The following is an 18,711-nucleotide window of genomic DNA, read 5'->3' on the forward strand; positions in this document are numbered from 1 at the left end:
CGCCTAGCCCTCGCCCATTGAAGAGGACACCAACGGCCGCGCGTGAAGATAACGTGCGGCGCGCCGCTTGCTGTCGATATCCTTGAAAACCTTCTGGACCTGCATCACGGTGAGGCCGGTTGCCTCGGCGACGTCTTCGTCGGCGATCCCATGGTTCAAGCCGTAGAGGCACAGATCCATCAGATAATAAGGAAGCGCGAAGTAGAACTCCTCCTGACTCTGCGCCATCGAGAAGGTGTCTGTGGTGGGCGGTCTGCGCCGGACCTCTTCCTCCACCCCAAGATATTCGGCCAACTGGTAGACCTGGGTCTTGTAGAGGTGGACGATTGGCATCAGGTCGGCAATTCCGTCGCCCTGCTTGACGAAGAAGCCCTGATCGTACTCCAGGCGGTTCGGCGTGCCCGCTACCGCGTAGTTGAGGCGGTCGGCATGGTAGTATTCGGTCATCTTGCGCAGGCGCTGCTTGTAGTTGGTTGCAGCGACGATCTGCAGATAGGCCGCCGACGGCAGGCGCACCGTGTCGGTCCTGCCCTCGGGGTCCTGAACCGTGAGGCGCGTGATGTTGAGACCGTTGCTCTCGAGAACCGAGGCGAGCACCAGCTTGCATTTCCAGCCGTCCCCATATTCGGGAACGACGGTCTGGATTGCTTCGGTCTGCCGTCTATAGGCGCCGATCGCTTCCAGGGCCGGCGTTATATCCTCCAGGATCGTTTCGATACCAAGGTGTGCGGCGACAATGCGGCCGAGCCTCAGTGAGTCGCCGGAGGAATGGCGCTCCGGCATGAATATCCCGAGGACCTTGCCTTTCCCAAAGGCGCGAACACACAACGCCGCAACGACGGAGCTGTCGATGCCGCCTGAGAGGCCGACAACCACCCCTCGACGTCGCAGCGTGCCGAAGACCTGCTGGCGCAAGATCTGGACGATGCGATCGACTTCCGCGCCAGCGTCGAGCACCAGGGCGTCTTTGCCGAATGTTGAGATCAGGTCGATGGCTTGTACTCCAGTTTGCGAGACTCGATTGGCGAATAGGTTTTCGCCACCGCTTTCTCGATAAGGGGACGATTGGTGGTAAGGTGAGGCTCTACAACCAGATCGATGTGGCTGCCGACGATCGGAATCACGTCCAGATGGGCGAAGACGCTATCCCAGCCGATTGCCAGAGGCATTCCGGGTCGAGCACAGCGGAACAGGGTGCCTGTGATCGGCAGAGCCGGCTTTGGCTCGGCCACCCACTGGAAGAAGGCTTGCGCGCGCAAAACCTCTTGCAGTTCCAGTTTGGTTCTAAAGCTCGTCGCGTTGAACTGTCCTTGAGCGAAGCGGTCGAGAAACTGGACCAGTTGTGCCTCGCGCTTCATTGCCACGGCGACTTTCGCGAGGGCGCGGCATGCCATCCGGTAAGCGGACACGCGGTTGGTTCGGATTCGATTGAATGTGCGCGTAAACGTCTCCCAGCGGGCGCTTCGCTCCCCGACGAGGCTGGTGTCGAGGATGCCGAGGAACTTTACGGTTCGCCCCGCTGCCAGCAGCCGCGCCGCAACTTCGAAGGCAACAGCGCCGCCGAGCGAATGGCCGAGAAGTCGTACATGGCCCGAGGGTTGGGCGCGGCGGATCTGGTCGACGGCGGCGTCGGCCATATCGGCGAGGCTGTCTTGTCCGCGCAGTATCATAGCCAGGGCCGGATACCTGATCGGGGCAACGCGGGTCACCTTGCCCATCGCTGCTGCAAAGGCTGCAAGGCTCGGGCCATAGCCGACGGACCCCGGGAACAGAAAAAGAATGGGAGGGTCGTGCTTCTGGGCGCGCGCGCTTTGATCGCCTGCCTGGGCGGACACGACCGCCTTGACCATTTGCTCCAGGCTCATCCCGACGGTGAAGGCCTCAAGGCCGAGTTCCTGCCCGATGGCGCTTTCGATTTCCATGACGCAGTGCAGCAGCTTCAGCGAATCTCCTCCGGCGTCATCCCAGCGTCCTGCCGCCACGCGCGTATTGAGAATGCTGGTCCATGCCCGCTGGACAACCTGCTGCGCGGTCAGCTTGCCTCGCGGCTCGAGCGGACGCGCGGTCGCCGCTGTCTCTCTGGCTGAAAGATCCATCTCTGCAAGTGTCGTGATGTCGACTTTGCCGCTCGGCAGACGCGGAATCTCGGCGATCGTGTGCAACCGCAAGGGACGCAGCGGCGGCGGCAGATTGGTCCTGACAAGCTGGCGAAGCTCGTCCGAAAAGGTCGCTTCGGCCGAGCGCCGAGGAACAGCAAAGGCGACAAGCTCATTCGCGGCCGTCACGATTGCCACGGCATCCGCGACAGAGGGTGCACAACGCAGCACCCGTTCGAGTTCGGCTGGCTCGACGCGTCGACCGTTGATTTTTACCTGGCGCCCCTTGCGACCGACGATGTGCAGTAGGCCTTGATCATCAAGTCGAACGAGGTCACCTGTCGCGAAAATCCGAAGGCCTGGATCGTGCGGGTCTGATGTTGCCGGCACAACCGCCCCGTCCTCCCAATGGCCAAGCAAGACATACGGGCTCCTGATCAGAAGCTCTCCGCTGCGGCCCGGTTGAACGCGGCGGCCCGCTTCGTCGACAATTGCGAAGGTGATTCCAGGCAGCAGCCAGCCAACTGGAACCGAATCTCCATGCTCTGGCCAGTCTCGCGGCAGGAACCATTGCGAGCCGGTGGTCTCGGTTGACGAGTAACCGATCTGGATAAGGCACGTATCGGAGACGGCCTTGCGCAGCAGGGCGATGTCGGTCCAGGGCACCTTCTCGCCACCGATCCGGGCGACTCTGAGTGAATGGAACGCTTCTGCAGGTCCGTCTGCCATAAGCGCGCGAAGCAGTGCCGGCACCAGATAGGTGATTGTCACGTCTTCGGATCGCACCAGGCGTTGAACGGCGCGCAGGCCGACCGCTTCGACTTCGACCAGATGCAAGGTGGCGCCGGTGAGAAGAGCAGCAAGAATCTCCCGGCACCCGGCGATTGTGGCGGGTCCGGTCAATGGCAGGAAAACATCATCCGAGTTGATGTGGCACGCATCGACATATTGCTGGACCCGGCACAGCAAGCTGCGCTGGCTGTTAACGATGCCTTTGGGCCGGCCCGTACTCCCTGACGTATAAAGCACGATGGCGGGCGCATCGACCGAGACGGAATAAGAACGAGGCACTTGCCCAGCCTGCGAGGCCGCACTGGTCGACACATCGATCCAACTGACCAGGTGGGGCAATCCATCGGGTCGGACATTGCCCTCGCCCAGGACAGCTGAGAGCCGCGCCCCGGCCACGATTTCAAGGATACGCGAGCTAGGATCTCGCGCGTTGAGTGGCACCGAAGGCCGCCCAGCCGTCATGCTTGCCAGCATGGCAATGGGATACCAGGCCGAGTTGGCCTGAAGAATCCCTATCGCCTGTCCGTCTGGGACGGTCGCCGCGATCTGGTGGGACAGCGTCTCGACTGACCGGAGGAGCTGGGAATAGGTCAGACGATTGGCGCCGTCGCTGATTGCAAGCTTGTCGGGGTACTGGCGGACGACATTTCTCAGGTGATCGAAGGCCGCAATGTTGGTAAAATCGACGCCCAATCTTTGAAATGGGCGCAGTACGGGACCACCCTGATCCAGTGCGTATTGTGGGACACTTGACCAATTATCCGAGGTCGTTGTCTGACAATCCACCGCTAGATCCTGATCCGCGACTTCTGATCCCAAATATGCCGAAGACATGAGTTGCCTACGCTAAGATTAGGGTCACTTATCGCCCCCCGCCCCAATCTTTTCATCGATCATTCTGATGATGCCCTGATCTTCCCTCAAGGACGCGCTTGGTTAGTCACTTCGCCTGTTTCGCAAGCCGCCGGCCGAGCCAATCATGCCGGGCTCGCTGGCTGTTGTGGTGCGCATGACACGGACACATGCCAAGGCGGACTCGAAGACCAAGGTGGGGTCGAAGATGGAATTGCCGCTATTCAGGCATATTGCCTATTCGGTGGTTCTTCCGGACGATACCGGCGATGCTTCGGTGTCGGAATAGCTGCCGGGGACGAAACAATAGGCATAGATCTGTCCCCGATTTTCGTCGGTCACGCGGATCCAATCCTTTTCCCACGTTCGGAAGGTAATACGCCCGCCCGTCATCATAGCTGCGGCTCTGAACGGACTCGGCGCGTTGACAACGCGCACCGAGATAACATCGTCGCCGTCCATACGCTCGACGAGATACGTCTGCATGAAAGCCTCCCCATGCCCCGCTAGATCACCCGCACTTTAACGCCGGCTAATGAATTCGGTTGCAACTGCTTGGCGAAACTTTGGGTCCGATACTTTCCGTACCCACCGGCAACTTGGTCCTCCGTATCCGTCAGGTTTTTCAGCGACGGGATGCCAGTTCAGGGGAAGGCAGGCTGATTGCGGCCATGCCGGCGACATGCCAATCTGCGCCGCAACGTTAGGCCTCCGCCTCCGCGGGCAATGGAAAAGGCGCTCGAATGGGCTCCTTTATGCTGTCCGTGATCTGGCATTCTGCCCGTGATTTGGCCTCATCGGACGACCCTGCAGGCCTTTGCGGGACATCCACATAGCGTGGCGTCGCCATCACCGAGGCATAGCAATGTGCGTCGGCGGAGAAATGGGACGGTTCGAGGTTTTCTGAACCTGCCTCACGACGACTGCGTCGTGTCGACGATCCGTTGGAACAGAAGGCCTGGTGCTGGAACGTCAATCGTATTTGGCCAGGAAGCGCCCGACGGCGCTGAGGCAGTCGTGCTTTTCCTCCACATGCGGCATGTGGCTGGAATTCGCGAAGACCAGGCCTTCAACGTACGGGATAAGATCCAGAAAGGGCTGGACGCAGGCCTCGGTCGCTTCGTCGTAGAAGCCGCGGAAAACCAGGGTCGGCGCCTCGATCCGATGCAGGCGGTCGACGATGGTCCAGTTCCGCATCGTGCCGATGACGTGGAACTCATTGGGACCGTTCATGGTGTGATAGACGGTCGGATCTTCCTCGATTGCCGCAAATGTCCGGGCGACCTCTGGCGGCATCGGAACGACGCGACAGACATGACGGTCGTAGAAAGCCTTCGTCGCCGCAACATATTCGGGGTGATCGGTGGTTCCCGCCGCTTCGTGCCGGTCGAGCGCACTTTGCACATCGGCTGGCAACTCGGTGCGCAATTGCCGGGCTCCTTCCACCCACAGCGCCATCGAGGCCAGCGAATTGGCCAGGATCAATGCCTTGAGCCCCTCAGGGCGGCGCACGGCGTGCTCGGCCGAGAGTATGCCGCCCCAGGACTGGCCGAGCAGGGCATAATGGCCGGCAATGCTGAGATGGGCGAGCAACGCATCGAGTTCGCCCAGGAAGAAATCGACGGTCCAGAAGTCGCCGCCCTTGTCCGGCAGATGGGTCGATTTGCCGTTGCCGATCTGATCGTAGTGGATGACGGCTCGCCCGGTTCCGGCAAGCTCCTTGAATGAGTCCACATAGTCGTGGGTGCAGCCCGGTCCACCATGAGCGACGACCAGGGGCAGCTTGCCCGACCCGAGGTCCCCGGTCACACGGTACCAGGTGCGATAGCCCTTGTAGTCGCTAAATCCTTCGGTGATCGCATGTGCCGTCACAGTCCAAGCTCCGCATCATGGCGCGGCAGGAGCCACTTTGGTGCACCCCTCCCAAGCCTTGTGTGCGGCCGACGGTACTAAGCGGCCCAGCGCATTTACAGCTAGCACTATTTATAGGTTCGCCGGTTATGGGTTTGCCCGAGGCAAGGCCGATCGCCCGCAGGTCGCGAGCCTCAATGCTCCGGTTCGAGCAGCCGGTAATGGGCGGCGAGCGCGATGGCATGGAAGCGGTTGCGCGCGCCAAGCTTTCGCGTCGCCGCGTTGAGGTGCAGCGTTGCGGTAGGCACCGCGCGGCCAATCTCACGCGCGACCTGCTTGGCCGTCAGTCCGGCAGCGGCCAGGCGCAGGCACTGACGTTCGCGCGACGTCAGATGGACATGTTGGCAGGTGCGGATTCCGGCGTCGAAACCGGTGTAGGCGGAGTCATGCAGCAGATGACCCAGATCTCCGATCTCGGCGATCAAGGGTCTGGCTTCGAGCTCGAACCCGGCCTCCGGATCGGCACGGATCGCGGTGAAGGTGGCGAGATCGCCGCCGGCAAGGCGAATGGGTACGGTGACGCCGCAGGTCATCCTGGTGTCAAGCAAATAGCTGACCACAGGATCGTGCTTGGACTGGAGCACGCGCTGCATGACGGTGCTCTGAACGCCGCTGTGCGACCAGAGAAACGGTCTCGATACGGTGAGCGCGGCCTCCTGCACCGGGTCAAGCTGATAATATCCGCCCTTGCACCAGAGATCCTGCATGTCGCGCGGCACGTTGCGCAGAGCCATCAGCGACGGCGTGATAAGCTCGCCCTTGTGACTGACCGGCACGGGCGTATAGTCGTAGATGAATGCGGTGAAACCGATGGGCTCCAGCACCTCCGTTGCCACCGCCATGGCAGCGTCGATGCTCATTCCGGTTTGGAACCGGCTCTCTAGATCGCCTGGAAGGCTTTGCATCGGGCAAGCTTACCCGCTGATGATTGCTTGTCAAATAGCCATGTCGGCCGGCTGCTCAACAAATAGGCGGGATAAGCCTGTCCGACCCTATCTATCTTAATAGCTATCCCGTCCGGCTTCGCTCGCCGTAGTCTTTTGCGATTGGGCCAAGTAGCGGACACCGTTCGCAAACCCAGACTGTTTCAGCCGCGCAATGGTCGATCGACCGGGTTCAGCGCGGCAAAAGCCGACACGCCTCCATGAGGGAACAAATATGCGACCCCAAAAAGCATTTGCAGCGTTGATACCCTGCCTGGCTCTGCTCGTCGTGGCCATGATGTCGCCGGCAAGCAGTGCCTTGGCCACCGAGGGCAAGCCAGGCGGCACACTCCGACTGCTGGCCAATGCCGCGGCAGGCACCGCCGATCCGCACATCAACTACACGCTGCAGTATTTCCAGATCAATTATGTCCTCTACGATGGCCTGGTGACCTACAAGAAGGCCGGGGACAAGACCGGCTTCGAAGTCGTCGCGGACCTGGCGGAAAGCCTCCCGCAGGTCGAGAACGGCGGCAAGACCTACGTCTTCAAGCTGCGCACGGGCATCAAATTCGCGGATGGCTCGGATGTCACCACGAAGGACGTGGTGGCTTCGTTCCAACGCATCTTCAAGATCAGCGGGCCGACGGCCGGGACCTTCTACAAAGGCATCGTCGGCGCGGATGCGTGCTTGAAGGCCCCCGCTGCATGCACCCTCGAAGGTGGCCTGTCGGTCGACGATGCGGCCGGAAGCATTACCTTCAACCTGGTCCAGCCGGATGCCGAGTTCCTGCAGAAGCTGGCCGTTCCACACGCGTCGATCCTGCCGGCGAGCGCGCCGCTGAAGGACGCCGGCACCGATCCGATCCCGGGTACCGGACCGTACATGATCGCCAGCTACGACCCCAACAAGCTGATGAAGATTGTGCGCAACCCTCATTTCAAGGAATGGAGCAAGGAAGCGCAGCCGGCCGGATATCCGGACGAGATCGACTACGAATTCGGCCTTACCGACGAGGCGGCGGTGACGGCGGTCGAGAATGGCCAGGCGGACTGGATGTTCGACCCACCGCCGTCCGACCGTCTCGCCGAACTCGGCACCAAATATGCCGCGCAGGTCACGGTTCACCCGCTGACGGCAATGTGGTATGCGCCGATGAACACCAATCTGGCGCCGTTCAACGACATCCGCGTTCGCCAGGCAGTGAACTTCGCGATCGACCGCGCCGCGATCGTCAAGCTGTTCGGCGGCAGCAATCTGGCGCAGCCGGCCTGCCAGATCCTGCCGCCGGGCTTCCCGTCATTTGCGGCCTATTGCCCGTTCACCGCCAATCCGGGCGAGAAGTGGTCAGCACCGGATATGGACAAGGCCAAGCAATTGGTCGCTGAATCGGGAACCGCAGGTCAGGAGGTGACGATCATCACCGAGGACACCACGGTCTCCAAGGCGATCGGCGTCTACCTGCAGGATGTGCTCAACCAGCTTGGCTACAAGACGTCGGTCAAGCCGATCTCGCAGAACATACAGTTCACCTACATCCAGAACACCAATAACAAGGTGCAGATTTCGATCTCGCAATGGTTCCAGGATTACCCGGCGCCATCGAATTTCCTGCAGGTCTTGTTCAGCTGTGCCTCGTTTACGCCGGGCTCCGACGCCTCGGTCAATATTTCGGGGCTCTGCGACAAGTCGATCGACGCATCGATGGACGAGGCAGAGGCAGCCACCATCGCCGATCCGGCCAAGGGCGCGACACTCTGGACCGCCATCGACAAGGCTGTGACGGACAAGGCTCCGGTCGCTGTCCTGTTCACGCCAAAGCGCGTCGATGTGATCTCTTCCAGGCTGAAGAACTTCACCTTCAGCCCGCAATTCTACTGGATTGTCAGCCAGTCCTGGGTGGAATAGCCGACCGGAGCCAATGCGACGGAGTGCCGCTGGCTCTCCGTCGCATTTCCTTTTCCGGCGGATCAGCGCATCTTCCAGGCCGCGATTTTTCCCAGGCAATCCTGTTCATGGTCAATGTCATTGCGGACCAGCCTGCCATCCCGGTTCGCCGGGCCACCGATGGCCCGTGGCGTACCGCTTGGCGCAAGCTGAAAGGCGATCGTTCGGTAATGTCTGCCTTCGCCGTGCTCGTCGTCATCGTGATCGCCTCGCTCGCGGCGCCGCTTTATGCGCGATACGTCTCCGGCACCGATCCATTTGTGACCAATCTCAATGGCGAGATCGTCGTCGATGGGGTGACCCAGCCGGTGCTGCAGCCCTCCACCGAAGGCCTTGGCCTCGGCATGACGCCGGTCGGGCCGACCTGGCGCATCGGCCCCTATATGCTCGGTGCCGACAACCAGGGCCGTGACGTCGCGGCGCGGCTGCTTTACGGCGGACGGGATTCGCTGTTGATCGCGGGTGCTGCAGCCGTGCTGTGCCTTGTCCTCGCGACATTCCTGGGGGTCGTTTCCGGCTTCTTCGGCGGCATCGTCGACATCGGCCTGTCGCGCATTCTCGACGTGCTCTGGGCTTTTCCGATTTTCCTGTTGGCGATTTCGTTGTCGATTGTGCTGATTGCGCAGAGTATCCAGATCGGTCCGTTCGAAATCCGCTCCGGCAGCCTGTGGCTACCGGTCTTCATCATCGGCATCGTCTATGTGCCCTATGTGGCGCGGCCGATCCGCGGCCATGTCCTGACCTTAATGCATGCCGAATTCGTCACCGCTGCGATCGGCCTTGGCGCATCGCCCTGGCGCATCCTTTTGCGCGACATCATGCCCAATGTGGTGACCCGCATCATCGTTTTCGTGCCGTTGATCCTGGCGCTCAACATGATGACGGAATCCTCGCTGTCGTTCCTGTCGATCGGCGTGCAGCCGCCGGATGCCAGCTGGGGCACGATCATCCAGGACGGCCAGGGCCTGCTCTATTCGCGGCCGGTCGTGGCACTGGCGCCGGGGCTAGCCATTGTGATCACGGTGCTGGCCCTAAACATTCTGGGCGACGGCGTGCGCGACGCGCTCGATCCGAAATCCTCGCCGAGGGGCGTCTAGTGGTTGCCGCGCTCGGCTTCCGGCTTGGCCAGATGGTGCTGGTTATGTTCGGTATCAGCGTCGTCGCTTTCCTGATCTTCTTTGCGACGCCTGGCGCTGATCCATCGGCGCGCATTGCCGGCCGCAATGCTTCGCAAGAGACGCTGATCCAGGTGCGCCACGATTTCGGTCTCGACCGGCCATTGCCGGTGCAATATGGGCTGATGATGAACCGGCTTTTCGTCAGCCGCGATCTCACCTCCTTCGTCAATCGCGGGCAGCGCGTCATTCCGACCGTGATAAGCGCCATTCCCGTGACGCTGTCGCTGGTCGGCGGCGCGGCAGTGCTGTGGGTGCTCGGCGGATTGATCGTCGGTGTGATCGCAGGCGCAACGCGCGGTACATTCATTGATCGCGCGCTGATGATCCTGAGCCTGGTAGGCGTGTCGATCCCGGTGTTCTGGCTGGGCGAGGTCGCCAACCTGCTGACGCAAAGCCGCTGGCACGACAGCTGGCTGTTTTCCTGGGTTCCTCCGCTCGGCTACATCCCCCTGACCGAGAATCCCTGGGGCTGGTTCAAGGCGCTCGTCATTCCGTGGTTCACGCTGGCAACCCTTTATGTCGGTCTCTACGGCCGGGTGCTGCGGGCAAGCCTGATCGAGATGATGCAGGAGGATTTCATCCGCACCGCCCGAGCCAAGGGGATCGGCGAGCGGCGGGTGGTGCTGCATCATGGCCTCAGGACCTCGCTGGTCGCATTTGTTACCATGTTCGGCCTCGACTTCGGTGCCCTGGTCGGTGGCGGCGCGCTGCTGACCGAAGTGGTCTTCGGACTGCAGGGCGTCGGAAAACTGACCTACGAGGCGCTGCAGACGCTCGATCTGCCGATGATCCTTGCCACGGTGATCTACGCCGCCTTCTTCGTGGTGATGGCAAACTTCGTCGTCGACGTGGTCTTCGTCTTCATCGACCCGAGGGCTCGCGATGTCGGCTGATGCTCCTCTTCTGGTGGTCAAGGACCTCACCGTCTCCTTCCGCAGCGACGAGGGCCTGGTGCGCGCGGTGGGAGGTGTTTCGTTCTCCGTCGAGCAGCGCGAGATCGTCGGTGTGGTCGGCGAATCCGGTTCGGGCAAAAGCCAGACCTTGCTCGCCATTGTGGGGTTGATCGACAGCCCCAACGCTATCGTCTCCGGTTCCATCCGTTTCATGGGACAGGAGCTGATCGGGCTCAAGCGGCGTGCGCTCGATGCCATTCGCGGCCGCCAGATCGCGATGATCTTCCAGGATCCGATGTCTGCGCTCACCCCGGTGCATACGATCGGCAACCAGATCGGCGAGCAGGTCCGCGCGCATGAAAAAGTGTCGGCGAAAGCGGCACGGGCGAGGGCCGTGCAATTGCTGGATGCGGTCGGCATCGCAAATCCGGATCGGGTCATCGACAGCTACCCGCACCAGCTTTCCGGCGGTATGCGCCAGCGCGCGGTGATTGCCATGGCGCTCTCGTGCAACCCGGCGCTGCTCGTCGCGGATGAACCGACTACAGCCCTCGATGTTACCGTGCAGGCGCAGATCCTCGAACTGATCGGACGATTGCGCGACCAGTTCGGTTCCGCTGTGATCGTGGTCACGCACGATCTTGGCGTCGTCGCCGAAGTCGCGGACCGGGTACTGGTGATGTATGGCGGACGCTTTGTCGAGGAGGGCGGCAAGAGCAGCGTGTTCCGGGCGCCGCTGCATCCCTACACATGGGGCTTGTTCGGCTCGATCCCGCCGATGGAGGGACCACGTCCAGCCCGGCTCGCTGCCATTCCGGGAATTCCGCCGTCGCTCTCCAACCTGCCGAAGGGCTGCGCCTTCAGCCCCCGCTGCGCCTTTCGCCACGACGCCTGTCTGGTTCAACTGCCGATCATGCAAGGCGAGAGCCATCGCGCCGCGTGCCTGTTGCCGGAGCCTACGCGCAGACAATTCGCTGCCCAGAGGCCTGGCGGCGTGGTGGAGATGCAACGATGAATGCCATGCCACGCGAACGTCCGCTGCTTCGTGCCGGCGACCTGTCGAAGCGCTATAGCGTCGGCCGCTCGATCTTCCCGGCGCAGCGCCGGACCGTGCATGCGGTTGATACGGTGTCGCTCGACATCTGGCCTGGGGAGACCCTCGGCATCGTCGGCGAGTCCGGTTGCGGCAAATCCACGCTTGGCCGGTGTCTGGTGCGTCTGACCGAAATCAGCTCGGGGTCGCTGGAATTCGAGGGCCGCGACATCAGCGACGCCTCCCAGCGCCAGCTTCGTCCGTTGCGGCGGCAGATGCAGATGGTCTTTCAGGATCCCAGCGCTTCGCTCAATCCGCGCCGGCGGGTCGGCGATCTGCTGGCCGATCCGTTCCGCATCCATGAACGCCTCTCGGCATCGGAAATGGCGGACCGCGTGGCCGAGCTCCTGCGCCGGGTCGACTTGTCGCCCCAGCACGCATCGCGCTACCCGCACGAATTCTCCGGCGGCCAGCGCCAGCGTATCGGCATCGCCCGCGCGCTGGCGCTGCGGCCACGGCTGATCGTGGCCGACGAGCCGGTCTCGGCGCTCGACGTGTCGATCCAGGCGCAGATCGTCAATCTGCTCGCCGACCTACGCGAGGAGTACAACCTGACTTATGTGTTCATCGCTCACGACCTTTCCGTGGTGCGTCAGATCTCGAGCCGTGTGGCGGTGATGTATCTGGGATCGATCGTGGAGAGCGGGCCGACCCACGAGGTCTTTGCGGCGCCCAGACATCATTACACCGCGGCGCTGCGTTCCGCCGTGCCGATACCCAGCATCGACCGGGCGCGGCGCGGCCGGCTGGTGCTCAAGGGTGACCTGCCCAGCCCGATGAGCCCACCCTCAGGGTGCCGGTTCCACACCCGTTGCCCAGCTGCCACCCCGATCTGCCGCAGCGACCGTCCGCTTCTCCAAAGCATTGGCGAGGGCCGCCTGGTTGCTTGCCATCATCCAGCCGGCGGTTGACGACGGGAATTCTCGTTCAGCGATATCGGATCAGGACCGTTCAGCCGTAATCGTCGCTTCGGCGAGAATAGAGGTCGATCTGGACGCCGCACGATCCGACGCTATGTTGCGATGATCTTCGGAATACCCGTTCAGGCATTCCTCGGCCAATTGCTGGTCGGCCTCATCAACGGCTCGTTCTACGCAATGTTGAGCCTGGGCCTGGCTGTCATATTCGGCCTGTTGCGCGTCATCAATTTTGCCCACGGCGCGCTCTATATGCTCGGCGCCTTCGTCGGGTACCTGCTTCTCACCCGGTTTGGCATCGGCTACTGGCCGGCTCTGATCCTGTCGCCGCTGACGGTCGGCGGCTTCGGCGTCGTGGTCGAGCGCCTGGCGCTGTCGAGGCTTTACGACATCGACCCGCTCTACGGGTTGCTTTTCACCTTTTGCCTCGCGCTCGTGCTCGAAGGAGTGTTCCGTTACTACTATGGCGTATCGGGAAGCCCTTATTCCGTGCCGCCGCTGCTCTCGGGGGGAACCAATCTCGGCTTCATGTTCCTGCCTAATTACCGCGGCTGGGTGGTGGTCGCCTCGATGATCGTCTGTTTTGGCACCTGGGCGCTGATCGAGAAGACCAGGCTGGGCTCCTATCTGCGGGCGGCGACGGAGAACCCCGGGCTGGTGCAGGCTTTCGGCGTCAACGTGCCGTTGCTGCTGACCCTCACCTACGGCCTCGGCGCCGCTCTTGCCGGGCTTGCGGGGGTTCTCGCCGCGCCGATCTATCAGGTGAGCCCGCTGATGGGATCTGACCTCATCATCGTCGTCTTCGCCGTCGTCGTGGTCGGCGGCATGGGATCGATCCTCGGGGCGATCGTCACCGGTTACATGCTTGGCCTCGCCGAAGGCCTGACCAAGGTCTTCTATCCCGATGCCTCCAATCTGGTGGTCTTCGTCATCATGGCAATCGTGCTTCTGGTCCGGCCAGCCGGCCTGTTCGGAAGGGATGCCTGAGATGGCCGAACTGACACTTCGCGAGACGTGTGCCAAGAATTCGGCACGGCTTGAATGGGCGCTGGTCGGGCTCGGCATCCTGGCGCTGCTGGTGGCGCCTTTCTTCGTCTATCCGATCTTCCTGATGAAGATGCTGTGCTTTGCGCTGTTTGCCTGCGCGTTCAACCTTCTGCTCGGCTACACCGGGCTGTTGTCCTTCGGCCATGCGACATTCTTCGGCGGGGCGGCCTATTTCACCGCATACGCGGTCAAGGTCTGGGGCTGGCCGCCGGAAGCGGGCATCCTGCTCGGTGTCCTGGGAGCTGCGCTGCTCGGCCTTGTGATGGGCTTCTTTGCCATCCGCCGGCAAGGCATCTATTTCGCCATGATCACGCTGGCGCTGTCGCAGATGTTCTTCTTCTTCTGCGTGCAGGCGCCGTTCACCGGAGGTGAGGACGGCATCCAGGGCGTGCCGCGCGGCAGGCTGCTTGGAATGCTCGACGTGAACGTCTCGATGAACATCTATTATTTCGTGCTGGCGGTCTTCCTGATCGGCGTGTTCGCCATCTGGCGCATCATCAACTCGCCTTTCGGCATGATCCTGCGTTCCATCCGGGAAAACGAGAGCCGGGCCATTTCGCTCGGCTATTCCGTCGCCAACTACAAGCTGGCGGCTTTCGTCATGTCGGCAACATTGGCCGGGCTGGCCGGCGCGCTCAAGGCGATCGTTTTTCAGTTTGCCACGCTCACCGACGTCACCTGGCAGATGTCGGGCGAGGTGATCCTGATGACGCTCCTCGGCGGCATCGGCACCATGGCCGGGCCGATCATCGGCGCCAGTCTGGTCGTCGGCCTGGAAAACACGCTCGCCACCTCGAACTTTCCGGTGACCATCGCCACCGGCCTGACCTTCATGGTCTGCGTGCTGGTTTTCCGGCGCGGTATTGTCGGTGAGGTCTATGCGCGGTTTCTCGGGCCAAAGGGTGAGGCGAAAGACTGAACGGCTCAGTTCCGCCTCGCTAGGCGATGCGTAAGCCTTGCGCGTCGAGAAGCACGCAGCCCAGCGGGTCGAAGCAGACATCGACCGCTTCGCCTTCACGCAGGGGCTGGCCGTCGATCAACGTGTTGGCGCGCACCAGCGTGCCGGCGCCGATGTCGATCTCGTAGACCGCATTGCCGCCGAGATAGGAGGTCGAGACGATCCGTCCCGCCAGCCTGTTGGCAGCACCGGCGGTACCGACGGTAAGCTTCTGCGGGCGAACGACGACGGTGACCGCGCTGCCGGTCGCGAGCGCCTTCGGCGCGGCCGCCTTTACGACATGGCCGGTGGCCAGCGCGATCGTCGCCATCTTGCCGTCCATCACTGTCACGCTGCCGGGCAGCATGTTGGCCTTGCCAAGGAAATTGGCGACGAATGCGGTGGCCGGCTGGTCATAGACCTGCGCGGGGGAGCCGATCTGCTCGATCAGGCCGGCGTTCATCACGACAATGTGGTCGGACATCGACAAGGCTTCTTCCTGGTCGTGCGTCACGAAGATAGCGGTGATGCCCGTCTCCCTCTGGATTTTCTTGATCTCGACGCGCATGTCCTCGCGCATATTGGCGTCGAGCGCCGACAAGGGCTCGTCCAGCAGCAGCACTTCCGGCTCGAAGACGATGGCGCGGGCCAGTGCGATGCGTTGCTGCTGGCCGCCCGAGAGCTGCGACGGCAGCTTTGTCTCACTGCCGGGCAGCCGCACCATATCCAGCGCCTTCTTGACCCGGCGCACGATTTCCGGTTTCGGCACGTTTCGGTATTTCAGGCCGAATGCGACGTTGTCGAAGACGTTCTTGTGCGGAAAGAGCGCGTAGTTCTGGAACACCAGACCAATGTTGCGCTTATAGATCGGGATGTCGTCGACCCGCTTTCCGCCGATCGAGATCTGGCCACTGGAGATGTCGACCAGGCCCGCGATCGAGCGCAGGATCGTCGTTTTGCCGCACCCGGACGGCCCCAGCAAGGTGACGAAACTACCTTTGCGGATTGCCAGTGAAAAATCGCGCACAGCGGCGAACTTGCCGTAGAAAATATCGATGTCGCGAAACTCGACCGCAGGCTTTCCTATCGGCTGCCGCTCGCTCTGGGCGAGCGGGTCGCCATCAGCCCCGGCCGAAGCCGGCCGGGGCTGCTGGTCGGGGCTGTTGTCGTCATGCACCTTTCGACACCCTGTCCCATTGCTTGGTCCAGGCGTCTTCGTTCTTCGCCCAGTAGAGCGGATCGGCGAAGGTCAGCGATTTCATCGATCCAGTCGGGTCGAAGGCCGGAAGCGCCGCTATCTTGTCGGTCAGCTTCACCTTGGTGGGGTCAAGCGATGGCGGATAGTTCTGGCCCTCGGCGACGGCGATCGAGGTGGCCGGATCCAGCATGAAGTTGATCAGTTCCTCGCATTCGGCCATCGGCGAACCCTTGAGCACTAGCATGTCCTCCATCCACGCGTATGAGCCGGCAGGGTCGAGATAGCCGATCGGCTGGCCCTGCTGCTGCAGGGCGGCGACACGTCCTGACCATGCGTCGGTGACGACGATCTCGTTGCGCGACAGGAGGTCCATCAGTTCCGCGCCGGAACTCCAGAATTTCTTGGCCAGGTCGCGGGTCTCGCGAACCTTGGCCCAGACGACGTCCATGTCCTGGATGTTGTTGGGGTCCTGTTTCGTCTGCAGTGCCGCATACCAGACGCGCGTCGTCATATCGGCGTAGCCGCCGATCTTGCCGGCATATTTCTTGTCGGCAAGCAGGTTGGCGCCCTTTTCCTTGGCTTCCTCCGGCGAGATGACCTTGTTGTTGTAGGCGATGCCGGTGGTGCCGTAATCATATGGCACTGCCGACAGCTTCGGCGTGATCTTGCGGAACGGCTCGATCATGGCGGTCAGGACATTCGCCATGTTCGGAATGTTCGCCTCGTTGATCTCCGAATTGAAACCGCCATTGACGTATTTGATGTAGTAGTTGACGCCGGAAGAATGGACGATCTGGAAGTCGCCTGGTTTCGACGTCTTGATCTTGGTGATGATCTCGTTCTCGTCGCCAAAGGTGCCCTGGACGACCTTGACCTTGGACTTGGCGGTGTAAGGCTGGAACGCGTACTTATCGATCGCCTCCTGCACCACGCCGCCCCATCCGTCGAAGCGCACTTCCGAAACCGCGGCCAGCGCCCGTCCCATCCAGGGCATGGAAAGCCCGGTGGCGGCGGCAGCGGCGGCCGTCAGCGTCAGGAATGATCGCCGGCTGATGTCGCCATTGGCATAGCGTTCGTTGAGCCGTTCCAGTCGTTTGGCGGTTGTCAGTTTCATTTCCATTCTCCCATTTTCATCTTCACTTGCTTGCCTTGAACCAGGTGAGGCTTTGCAGGATGAGCCCGCCAGCCAAGGGAATGCCGACCGTCAAAAGGATCATGACGGTTCCGAGCGCGTTCACCTCGGGGCTGATCGAGATCTTCAGCATCGAAAGGATTTGCGTCGGCATGGTCTCAACGCCCGCCGGCCGCCAGAACAGGCTGGCCGAGGTGTTGTCGAACGAAATGGTGAAAGCGAGCAGAACACTGGCAAGCACTGCGGGAATGAGCAGCGGCAGCGTGATTTCGCGGAATGTCGACACACGCGGCGCCCCGAGCGAAAGCGCCGCCTCCTCATATGAACGTTTTATGCCGACCATGCGCGCCTGGACGATCAGCACCACGTAGGGGAGCGTGAGCAGAATGTGGCCGAGCACCAGCAGCGTCATGCTGCGCGGCTGGTCGACGGCTTTGATCATGACCAGCAGGCCGACCCCGAGTATCGTTTCGGGGACCAGCGCGGGAAGAATGACAAGCGTGTTGATCGCCTGCTTGCCACGGAACTCGAAGCGCACCAGCGCCAATGCCGCCATGATGCCGAGCAGCGTCGTCACCGTTGCCGTCACCAGGGCAATCCACATCGATGTCCGGAAGGCGTCGAGAACCGGCTCGTTGGTGAGCAGCTTTTCGTACCATCGCAGGCTGAAGCCGGTGAGGGGAAAGCCGCCGAACATCGAGGCGTTGAAGGAAAGCACGACCGTGGCGAGGATCGGCGCAAACATGAAGACGTAGACGCACACCGTGATCGCGCCGGTCAGCCGCCACGCCCATCTGCCTTCGCGATCGGGATGATCCGCACTCATGCACTGAGGCCCTTCATGATCTGCGATAGGCCCATATAGCGGCTGTAGGCGGCCGCGGCCGCGCCGAGCAGGACGAACAGGACGATGGAAAGCGTGGCGCCCATCGGCCAATTGAGCTGCCCCATGATGGTGTCGTAGATCAAGTTGCCGAACAGCGCATCGCGGCTGCCGCCGAGCAGCTGCGGCGTCACATAGGAGCCGGCCGCCAGCACGAAGCAGAGCAGCAGCCCGGCGCCCAACCCCGGCATCGATAGCGGCAGGGTCACTTCGCGAAACGCCTGCGCGCTGGTACAGCCCATCGAGCGGGCGGCGGCGATCAGCGTGCGGTCGATGCTTTCCAGGCTGACATAGACGTTCAGGATCATATAGGGCAGCAGAAAATGCAGCAGCCCCATGATGACGGCGCCCTCGGTGTAGAGCATCGGCAACGGCTCGTTGATAACCCCCAGCCTGATGAGCACGACGTTGATCAGCCCCTGTTCGCCGAGAATATGGATCCACGAGAATGTCCGGATGGTGAAGCTGATCCAGAACGGCACGATGAGCAGCAGCAACAACAGCCATTTGTGCCTGAAGGTCGTGGCCCAGATGAAATAGGCGGGGAAATAGCCAAGGATCGCGCAGATCACAGCGGTGATGGCGCCGACGCGAACGGTCTTCCAAAGAAAACCGTGATAGTAGCTGTCGGTGAGGAATTCCTTCCAGTTGTCGAAGGTCAGCACCGCCGATTCCACCCCCGCGGTGACGAAGGTGAAAAACGTGTAGACCGTCATGATCGCGATCGGCAGCAGCAGAAGCAGGGTAAGCAGTAAAAGCACAGGCGCGACGAGGACCCAGGCCAGTCGCTGATCGTATAATTTCCACCCTTTGGTCACGACCCGTCCAACCACTTTATGTGCAAGCCACCATCACCGGGCTCGGCTCCAGACTAGATTGGGCGATCGGCGTTCAGGTGTCCACTCTGCATA

Annotated in this window: 16 protein-coding genes; 7 read left to right on the forward strand and 9 right to left on the reverse strand. The window is 61.9% G+C overall.

Annotation, left to right across the window (positions count from 1 at the left end):
* Positions 1-3: 3 nt before the first annotated feature.
* From nadE to NKJ91_RS09585, 5 genes are all read right to left on the reverse strand, one after another.
* On the reverse strand, positions 4-987 hold the full coding sequence (nadE, locus tag NKJ91_RS09565) for an NAD(+) synthase (protein WP_352449782.1): 984 nt from the start codon (positions 985-987) through the stop codon (positions 4-6).
* Complete coding sequence (locus NKJ91_RS09570) at positions 984-3,722, reverse strand: non-ribosomal peptide synthetase (RefSeq protein WP_023675632.1); 2,739 nt, start codon at positions 3,720-3,722, stop codon at positions 984-986. Before NKJ91_RS09570 ends, nadE begins: the two co-directional genes overlap by 4 nt.
* Positions 3,723-3,977: 255 nt before the next feature.
* On the reverse strand, positions 3,978-4,226 hold the full coding sequence (locus NKJ91_RS09575; RefSeq protein ID WP_156937305.1) for a hypothetical protein: 249 nt from the start codon (positions 4,224-4,226) through the stop codon (positions 3,978-3,980).
* Positions 4,227-4,712: 486 nt separating this feature from the next.
* Positions 4,713-5,612, reverse strand: a complete 900-nt coding sequence (locus tag NKJ91_RS09580; RefSeq protein ID WP_352455331.1) for a proline iminopeptidase-family hydrolase — start codon at positions 5,610-5,612, stop codon at positions 4,713-4,715.
* A gap of 173 nt (positions 5,613-5,785) precedes the next feature.
* Positions 5,786-6,511, reverse strand: coding sequence for a LuxR family transcriptional regulator (locus NKJ91_RS09585; protein ID WP_352455332.1), 726 nt, complete (start codon positions 6,509-6,511; stop codon positions 5,786-5,788).
* Positions 6,512-6,809: 298 nt separating this feature from the next.
* On the opposite strand from NKJ91_RS09585, the gene NKJ91_RS09590 reads away from it, so the two are divergent.
* From NKJ91_RS09590 to NKJ91_RS09620, 7 genes are all read left to right on the forward strand, one after another.
* Positions 6,810-8,483 carry an ABC transporter substrate-binding protein gene (locus NKJ91_RS09590; protein ID WP_352455333.1) on the forward strand — a complete coding sequence of 558 codons (1,674 nt, stop codon included), beginning with the start codon at positions 6,810-6,812 and terminating at the stop codon, positions 8,481-8,483.
* A 107-nt stretch (positions 8,484-8,590) separates the two neighbouring features.
* Positions 8,591-9,619 (forward strand): ABC transporter permease, encoded by a 1,029-nt coding sequence (locus NKJ91_RS09595; RefSeq protein WP_352455334.1) that lies wholly within the window; start codon positions 8,591-8,593, stop codon positions 9,617-9,619.
* On the forward strand, positions 9,619-10,593 hold the full coding sequence (locus tag NKJ91_RS09600; RefSeq protein WP_023675638.1) for an ABC transporter permease: 975 nt from the start codon (positions 9,619-9,621) through the stop codon (positions 10,591-10,593). Before NKJ91_RS09595 ends, NKJ91_RS09600 begins: the two co-directional genes overlap by 1 nt.
* Positions 10,583-11,608 (forward strand): ABC transporter ATP-binding protein, encoded by a 1,026-nt coding sequence (locus NKJ91_RS09605; RefSeq protein ID WP_352455335.1) that lies wholly within the window; start codon positions 10,583-10,585, stop codon positions 11,606-11,608. Before NKJ91_RS09600 ends, NKJ91_RS09605 begins: the two co-directional genes overlap by 11 nt.
* Positions 11,605-12,597, forward strand: a complete 993-nt coding sequence (locus NKJ91_RS09610; protein ID WP_352455336.1) for an ABC transporter ATP-binding protein — start codon at positions 11,605-11,607, stop codon at positions 12,595-12,597. Before NKJ91_RS09605 ends, NKJ91_RS09610 begins: the two co-directional genes overlap by 4 nt.
* A 111-nt stretch (positions 12,598-12,708) precedes the next feature.
* Complete coding sequence (locus tag NKJ91_RS09615) at positions 12,709-13,590, forward strand: branched-chain amino acid ABC transporter permease (protein ID WP_352455337.1); 882 nt, start codon at positions 12,709-12,711, stop codon at positions 13,588-13,590.
* A 1-nt stretch (position 13,591) separates the two neighbouring features.
* The gene (locus tag NKJ91_RS09620) at positions 13,592-14,569 is read left to right on the forward strand and encodes a branched-chain amino acid ABC transporter permease (RefSeq protein WP_352455338.1); all 978 of its coding nucleotides are present in this window, start codon (positions 13,592-13,594) and stop codon (positions 14,567-14,569) included.
* A 19-nt stretch (positions 14,570-14,588) separates the two neighbouring features.
* Here the strand turns inward: NKJ91_RS09620 and NKJ91_RS09625 are convergent, their stop codons facing one another.
* Genes NKJ91_RS09625 through NKJ91_RS09640 form a run of 4 tightly spaced genes read right to left on the reverse strand, consistent with a single transcriptional unit; the run spans position 14,589 to position 18,618 of the window.
* Positions 14,589-15,764 (reverse strand): ABC transporter ATP-binding protein, encoded by a 1,176-nt coding sequence (locus NKJ91_RS09625; RefSeq protein WP_352455339.1) that lies wholly within the window; start codon positions 15,762-15,764, stop codon positions 14,589-14,591.
* Positions 15,757-16,899 carry an extracellular solute-binding protein gene (locus NKJ91_RS09630; protein WP_352455340.1) on the reverse strand — a complete coding sequence of 381 codons (1,143 nt, stop codon included), beginning with the start codon at positions 16,897-16,899 and terminating at the stop codon, positions 15,757-15,759. Before NKJ91_RS09630 ends, NKJ91_RS09625 begins: the two co-directional genes overlap by 8 nt.
* A gap of 22 nt (positions 16,900-16,921) precedes the next feature.
* Complete coding sequence (locus NKJ91_RS09635; RefSeq protein ID WP_352455341.1) at positions 16,922-17,743, reverse strand: ABC transporter permease; 822 nt, start codon at positions 17,741-17,743, stop codon at positions 16,922-16,924.
* On the reverse strand, positions 17,740-18,618 hold the full coding sequence (locus tag NKJ91_RS09640) for an ABC transporter permease (protein ID WP_352455342.1): 879 nt from the start codon (positions 18,616-18,618) through the stop codon (positions 17,740-17,742). The genes NKJ91_RS09635 and NKJ91_RS09640 overlap by 4 nt, the downstream gene beginning before the upstream one ends.
* Between the last annotated feature and the right edge of the window lie 93 nt (positions 18,619-18,711).

The sequence above is a fragment of the Mesorhizobium sp. M0040 genome, from assembly GCF_040323505.1.
Lineage (GTDB): Bacteria > Pseudomonadota > Alphaproteobacteria > Rhizobiales > Rhizobiaceae > Mesorhizobium.